Annotated in this window: 3 protein-coding genes and 1 pseudogene; 2 read left to right on the top strand and 2 right to left on the bottom strand. The window is 59.0% G+C overall.

Annotated features, from left to right (window positions below):
- A pseudogene (locus CA85_RS18050) lies at positions 1-232 on the bottom strand (ISKra4-like element ISRma1 family transposase); the annotation flags it as partial.
- 801 nt (positions 233-1,033) lie between these two features.
- Between CA85_RS18050 and CA85_RS18045 the strand changes: the two are divergent.
- Together CA85_RS18045 and CA85_RS18040 are read left to right on the top strand one after the other, a co-directional pair.
- The gene (locus tag CA85_RS18045) at positions 1,034-4,531 is read left to right on the top strand and encodes an FAD-dependent oxidoreductase (RefSeq protein WP_146392736.1); all 3,498 of its coding nucleotides are present in this window, start codon (positions 1,034-1,036) and stop codon (positions 4,529-4,531) included.
- 94 nt (positions 4,532-4,625) lie between these two features.
- On the top strand, positions 4,626-5,096 hold the full coding sequence (locus tag CA85_RS18040) for a T6SS immunity protein Tdi1 domain-containing protein (RefSeq protein ID WP_146392735.1): 471 nt from the start codon (positions 4,626-4,628) through the stop codon (positions 5,094-5,096).
- Positions 5,097-5,211: 115 nt separating this feature from the next.
- Here CA85_RS18040 and CA85_RS18035 read toward each other — a convergent pair whose 3' ends face one another.
- On the bottom strand, positions 5,212-6,774 hold the full coding sequence (locus CA85_RS18035) for an aldehyde dehydrogenase (NADP(+)) (RefSeq protein ID WP_146392734.1): 1,563 nt from the start codon (positions 6,772-6,774) through the stop codon (positions 5,212-5,214).
- Between the last annotated feature and the right edge of the window lie 9 nt (positions 6,775-6,783).

Here is a 6,783-nt window from a genome sequence, read left to right as displayed (position 1 = left end):
TTCCCTGCATTGAAATGAAGAACTGCATTGCCTGGCAACCGATCTTCCTGAGAGCCTCTTGAACGGATCGCTCGGTCTGATCGAACGACTGTCCTTGCTTGGCAGCCTCACGAACCCCAGCACGCAGTTGATCGCCAAGTTGCTGCCGTTGCTCGGCAAGCTGCTCAGGTGATTGCGGGATATTTGTCGTGGAAGTGGGGTTGCCATTCGTGTTTGAATGCTCGACGCTCATCTTAGCGGCCTCCTGCCTATGTGATTCGGATGTTCAGAACCCAGATCATGGCAGGTTGGCCGCTTTTTCGTTACCCAGATTGCCAATCGCTTAAAAAGTGACCGGCGGAACGCCGGTCACACCCGTTCAAAAATGCGTCCCTGACGAACAAACGCTCGCCAGGGACCGACAACACCATTGGCGTACCGTCGACCGAGATATCCCTTGCCAAGTCAGCACCTCTGCAGAGCTCGGCTCCGTTTCTTCCGGCAGTGCCAGTCTAACATTGATAATCACATCCCACAAATAAATCCTTGGATACGGGAGCCATGCCTTGAAAACCTCGCGCACGCTTCCGTCGGATGAGTCTTAAAAACTGCGTGATTTGTGTCACCCGCTGGGGGAGCTACTCGGAGCCCTACGACCCTCGGCTCACCACTGCGGGGCCAACGTCGATTAGATCGACAAACAGTGACACCACCGGCAGGATGGTTAACGGTAACAAACGCAAAGTTGTTAGGACGCAATGGCGCAAGCTTCGAAGTATTGCCGTGTGGACGGTCTCAGCTGACGATTTGCTCCAACTTATCGAGAGCATGGGACTGCCGCCCTTTTTCTTGTCCCTTAGGGACGCAACTGTTGTGGCAGGAAGCGACATCGTGCTCGTGCTCCGATTCGAGTCGGGCACAGCGATGTCATGGCTAATCCCGGCGTCGAGTACAATACCGGGGCCGAGCACCACGTCAGGAGCAAGGCTTGGGGGAAGCGAAAGAAGTTTCCCCTGTCGCTTTGAGAGATCCCCACAAACTAGCTGGAAGACAAGTGAATCAAGCAGTAATCGCAGGCCTGGTGGCTGTGTTGACTTTGCTCAGTGTATTGGACGCCAATGCAGTCGACGACACGAGCAAGCCCAACATCCTGTTTGTCTACGTGGATGACCTGGGGTACGAGGCACTGAACTCCTATGGCGGGCTGGATTTCTCAACACCGAATCTTGATCAGATGGCGGCCGAAGGCATTCGTTTTACCCGGGCATACGCTAGCGGCGTCTGCACACCTTCACGCGTCAGCATGCACACAGGCCTCTATGCGAGTCGCCACCAGCAGACCGGAGTGTTACCGGTTCATCGCGGCACGAAAAAGATTGTTGACTTTCAGAGGATGCCGACGTTCGCCCAGCGGTTGCGTGCGAGAGGTTATCGCACCACCGTCACGGGAAAGTGGCAGCTGGGCACGCTCGAAATTCACCCTGAGCATCCTCGCGATTCAGGCTTCGACTCGTGGTGTCTGTGGCAGATTTGGAAGACCAATCCCGAGTCGGGCAGAGGGGAGAAGACGACGCGGTATTGGAACCCGACTTTTAACCAGGATGGCGTCATCCGCAATGACATTGCAGATAGCTTTGGTCCTGACGTGCTCGTTGACTATGCCATCGATTTCATGCGGCAAGCCCAGCAGGCTGACGAGCCATTTCTGATCGTGCACAACGAGATGATGCCCCATTGGCCGGTGATCCAGACACCTGACGACCGGGCGGCAACGCCACAACGTGAGGCCAGCCTGAGCGGCATGGTCGCCTACCTCGACAAGCTGGTCAAGCGACTCCTCGATGCGGTCGATGAGCTGGGGATCCGAGAGAACACCTATGTCGTTTTCATGGCCGATAACGGGACCAACGAGCCTGACTTTGCTAACCCGAAAGTCGGCCAACCCGGCGAACGGGCTCATACCCGGCATACGAAATTTGGAAACGTCAACGGTGGAAAGTTCTCGGTCACCGACGGTGGAACCCACGTTCCCATGATCGTTTGGGGGCCGCCGGCCGTTCCCGTCGGTACGATTTGTGATGACCTCGTGGACGTTGTCGATCTCTTTCCAACATTCTGCGAATTGAGCGGCGCGAAATCTTCCGACGGGCTCTCTCTGGACGGCCACTCGCTTGTTCCCCAGTTCCACGGTCGACCCGGCAGATCACACGCCTATACCTACGGTGTCGTCGACAGCAAAGAAGCGGTTTTTAACGGCCAGTGGCGCCTGAAGAAGACCGGGGAGCTGGTCGATGCGCGGAACCTTCCTGCCGAACCTATTGCAGACGAAGCAGACGGGGACGCGAGAGCCGCTCGGAGCGAACTTCAGGACATCCTGGATGAGCATCAGTCTGAGAAAACATCCGTCACTGCTGCACACTCGAAGCCTGAGAAGTCAAACGAGGCTGAGGCGCGAGCCGATGCCGCCGAGCCCACAATCGCTGGCGATGTTGCTGCCGATATCGTCGTTTATGGTGACGGCGCAGGCGGTGTTACGGCTGCGGTCCAGGCTGCGCGGATGGGCAAGGACGTCGTTCTGATTTCGGACCATCACGGCCACCTCGGCGGCCTGACGTCTTCCGGGCTGGGATGGACCGACATCGGCAACAGAGCCATTCTCGGTGGTCTTTCCCGAGAATTCTATCACCGCGTTTACCAGCATTATCAAGATGACTCGGCGTGGGTTCAGCAACAACGCAGCGAGTTCCCGACGCGCGGCCAAGGAGCCCCGACCTTCGATTCGTCAACGCAGCTCGCCAGTGTCTTCGAGCCGAAAGTCGCCGAGAAGGTATTCCAGGACATGGCTGCGGAAGCCGGTGTGGCAATCTTGTCAGGTCGTATCGACCAGGCACGCGGGATTCAAAAGCATGGCACGACGATCACACAACTCCGGCTCGAAGATGGCAGGACCATCCAGGGGCAGATGTTCATCGACGCCTCTTATGAAGGCGACCTGATGGCGGCTGCAGACGTCTCGTTCCGCATGGGCCGTGAATCAAACGCGGAGTTTGATGAGACTCATAATGGCTTTACCAGCACGAGCCACGGGAACCAGATCACGGTTAGGATCGACCCTTATGTCATTCCAGGCGATCGTGATTCGGGTTTGATTCGAGGTGTGACCAACTCCAACCCGAACGCACCGAAGACTGTCGCAGGTGCCGGTGACGACCGTTTTCAGGCGTACTGTTATCGTCTCTGTTTAACCGATGTGCCCCAGAATCGCATCACCATCGAGAAACCCGCAAGCTATGACGAAGCCGACTTTGAGCTGGTCCTTCGTGCCGCGGAGGCCGGAAAGTCAGCAAAGTATTTCAAGACTTCCCCCATCCCCAATCGCAAGACCGATGCCAATAACGCCTCGGGAGTTTCGATGGACTACATCGGAATGAACTATGGGATCGACGAAGAGGGGGAGCCGTGGAACTGGGCGACACTGACACATCGCCAACGCGACGCCCTCGCTGACCGACACGCGTACTGGCAACTCGGCCTCATCTGGACGATCCAAAATCACTCGCGAGTTCCCGAGGACGTCCGCAGAACGTGGTCCAAGTGGGGGCTCTCCAAAGACGAGTTTTCCGACAACGAAGGTGTCCCCTACAACCTCTACGTACGCGAAGCCCGCCGCATGGCGTCACCGTTCGTCATGACCGAGGCTCACTGTCGCAACGAGACACCCATCAGTGATTCCATCGCCATGGGGGCCTACACCATGGACTCGCACAACGTCCAGCGTCTGGTGGACAATGGATCCGTGAAGAACGAAGGCGACATCCAAAAGCCGCTCCGCAACAAGGGGCCGTACCCTATCTCTTACCGGGCGATCGTCCCGCCGCATGACGAGTGTACCAACCTGCTTGTACCCTGGTCGCTCTCTTCCACACACATCGCTTTCGGAAGTATTCGGATGGAACCAGTCTTCATGTGCCTCGGCCAGGCTGCTGCTACCGCCGCGGCTCAGGCCATCGACGCAGATATCTCAGTGCAGGACGTCCCCTACGACTTGCTACGGAAACGCCTGATAGAAGATGGTGCCCAGCTCGAGGTAGCAGCGGCCGATCCGACTGAGCAATCCGCTACGATCGGTCTGAATCCCGACAAACTTTCTGGGCTCGTCTTGGATGACGAACAGGCAGAACGCAGCGGCACTTGGACCCGCAGCACACGCACCGGGGAATCGCTGGGCCTCGGCTACTTTCACGACGGTGGTCTTGGAAACGGTCAATGCTCCGCCACCTACACCGCCCGGCTTCCCAAGCGCGGCCGATATGAGGTTCGTCTTGCCTACACGACCCATGACAACCGAGCCACCAACGTCCCCGTTTCGATCGTTCACCTCAACGGAACCGCCAACGTCCAGGTCAACCAACGTCAGAAGCCGCCTATCGAAGGACTGTTCATCTCGCTGGGGCAATTCGAATTCAGTCAACAATCCCAGCTTACGATCACCAACCGCGACACGGACGGACATGTCATCCTCGACGGTGTTCAGTGGCTACCGGTGGATTGAGCCGCTGCACACGCTAACTGCCCTTTTAGAAGAGCCCCCAGTGTTGGCCCGATTCAAATGTGGCTCCTGGGTGCGGGATCGTCCGACTGAAGAAATGAACCCATCCGACTATCTTCTGCCGAAGCCTGACATCAACTGGACCGCGGCGCTCGTCGAATGGGGCTGGCTGCTTCCACCGAAATGTATCCCGATATGCGTTACTTGTTTTGGTGACGTGTTCCTGACCGCTGAGTCTGGCGTCTACTTGCTTGATCTCGAAGAGGCGGCATTTGATCGCTACTGCGAAACCGAATCGTCACTACTTCGGACGCTCAGCCAAGACGACGATGCCGACGTGCTTTTGTACTCGAGCCTAGTCGACCGACTTCGCTGCGTCGGCCTCAGTATCGATCCCCTGCGTTGTTATCATTTCAAGATGCCGACAATTCTCGGTGGCGAAGTTGATGTGGATAACGTCGGTACGAACACTATCGACGAAAGGGTCCGATTCTGTGGTGATCTCCATCGTCAGATCAAGGACTTGCCCGACGGTACGCCTGTTCGATTCCGCGTGACCGACTCGTAGTTTGACATCTCCGACGGCGTTCGCGACGCTCGAGTGACCGGCTGTTTTGTAAAGCGTCTTCGGCGTAGAGCGGTTGGTGGGTGAACGACAGCGTCATCGCTGCGGGTTCCCACTGTCACGGCATCGGTCCCGTGGCCTGAGACCAATCCCCGGTCGCGGTGAGTTCGCTGGCGGGCCAGTTCTGGTAGCAGACTGGGCGTAGGAAACGTTGGAGGCTGGCGTATCCGACCGAGGTGCTGTTGCCGTCCAAGCTCGCTGGGTAGGGGCCACCGTGCTGCGTCGCGGGCCCGATCTCCATTCCTGTGGGCCAGCCATTGTGGATGATGCGGCCAGCGAAGCGTTCCGCGAGGGGCAGCCAATCCGCCGTGAACTCGCCGTCGGCTTCGCTGGCGTGCAAGGTCGTTGTCAGCGAACCGCTGAATTGTCTCGCCATCAAGAGCATCTCCGACTCGTCCTGGCAGAGAACCAATAAGGATGCCGGCCCGAAGGTTTCGCAGTGCAACAGCGATTCAGCTTGCAGGTCCGGGCAGCCGATCGCGGTCGCCGGATCGGTCGCGAACCAGTGTGGGCCGCGATGCCAGGGGCCGTCTGCTGGTCCGCCCCGTCCGCCGTCATAGAGCGTTTGCACGTCGGGCGTCGATCGGTACCTGGCGATACTTTGATCGAAGGCCTCTGCAATGGATTCACTCAGGAGTGGCAGTGGCGGTTGCTGCGACATCACGCGCGTGACCTGTTCGATCCAAGGGCCGCTCTGGCGCTCGAGCATGAGCACCACGCCGGGTTTGGTACACATGTGACCATTTCCGAAACGCAGCGACTCAGCAAACCCGGTCGCAATCGATTCGCCCCGGCTCTCGATCGCGCCGGCGGCCAAGAAGACTGGGTTGGTGCTGCCGAGTTCAGCGAACAGGGGGATGGGGTGCGGGCGATGCAGGACCGCGTCGGCAAGGGCCCGGCCGCCCTTGGGGCTGCCGGTGAAGCCCACTGCGGCAATCGCGGGGTGCTCGACGAGTCGCCGGGAAGTCTCGGGGCGGCGGCCGTGCAGGAGCGCAAACGTGCCGCTGGGGAAGCCAAGTTCCTTCACCGCTTCGGTAGCGACCTGGCCGAGCAGTTCACAGGTGCCAGGGTGGGAGGGATGTGATTTCACGATCACGGGACAGCCAACCGCGATCGCGGCGACAAACTCGTTGCCGATGACCGAGATCGCCAAGGGGAAGTTGCAGGCGCCGAACACGGCGACGGGGCCGACGGGCACGAGCCGTCGCCGCATTTCGGGTCGGGGGCGAGCGATGCCAGTACCGATGCCACGGTCGGGATCGGCGGGATCGACTTGACGCTCGTCCCACCATGATTGGCGGGCGAGCTGGGCGAAAAGTTTCAATTGCCCGGTGGCACGCTGGAACTCGCCAATCACCCGCTCGGCAAGGTATCCCGTTTCGAGTGCACAGCGTTCGACAATTTCCTGTTGTCGCTCGATCAGCCCCGCCGCGACGCGGTCGAGCAGTTCGCCGCGGCGGCGTGGCGAACTGCTACTCAGCCACAGCGAGGCGTCGGCGGCTGCCTCGGCGGCTGTCTCGATCTGCTGCTCGGTGGCTTCTGAGAATCCGGGGGAAATCGGTTCACCCGTGCCCGCGTTGAAGGCGTGGAAATCATCCGTATCGTGGGGTTTTTCAATCATGGGGGGCTC

Origin of the sequence: Allorhodopirellula solitaria (assembly GCF_007859855.1) — a bacterium.
Taxonomy (GTDB): Bacteria; Planctomycetota; Planctomycetia; order Pirellulales; family Pirellulaceae; genus Rhodopirellula; species Rhodopirellula solitaria.
Note: the sequence above shows the minus strand (reverse complement) of the source record. Positions and strands in the feature narration are given on the sequence as shown.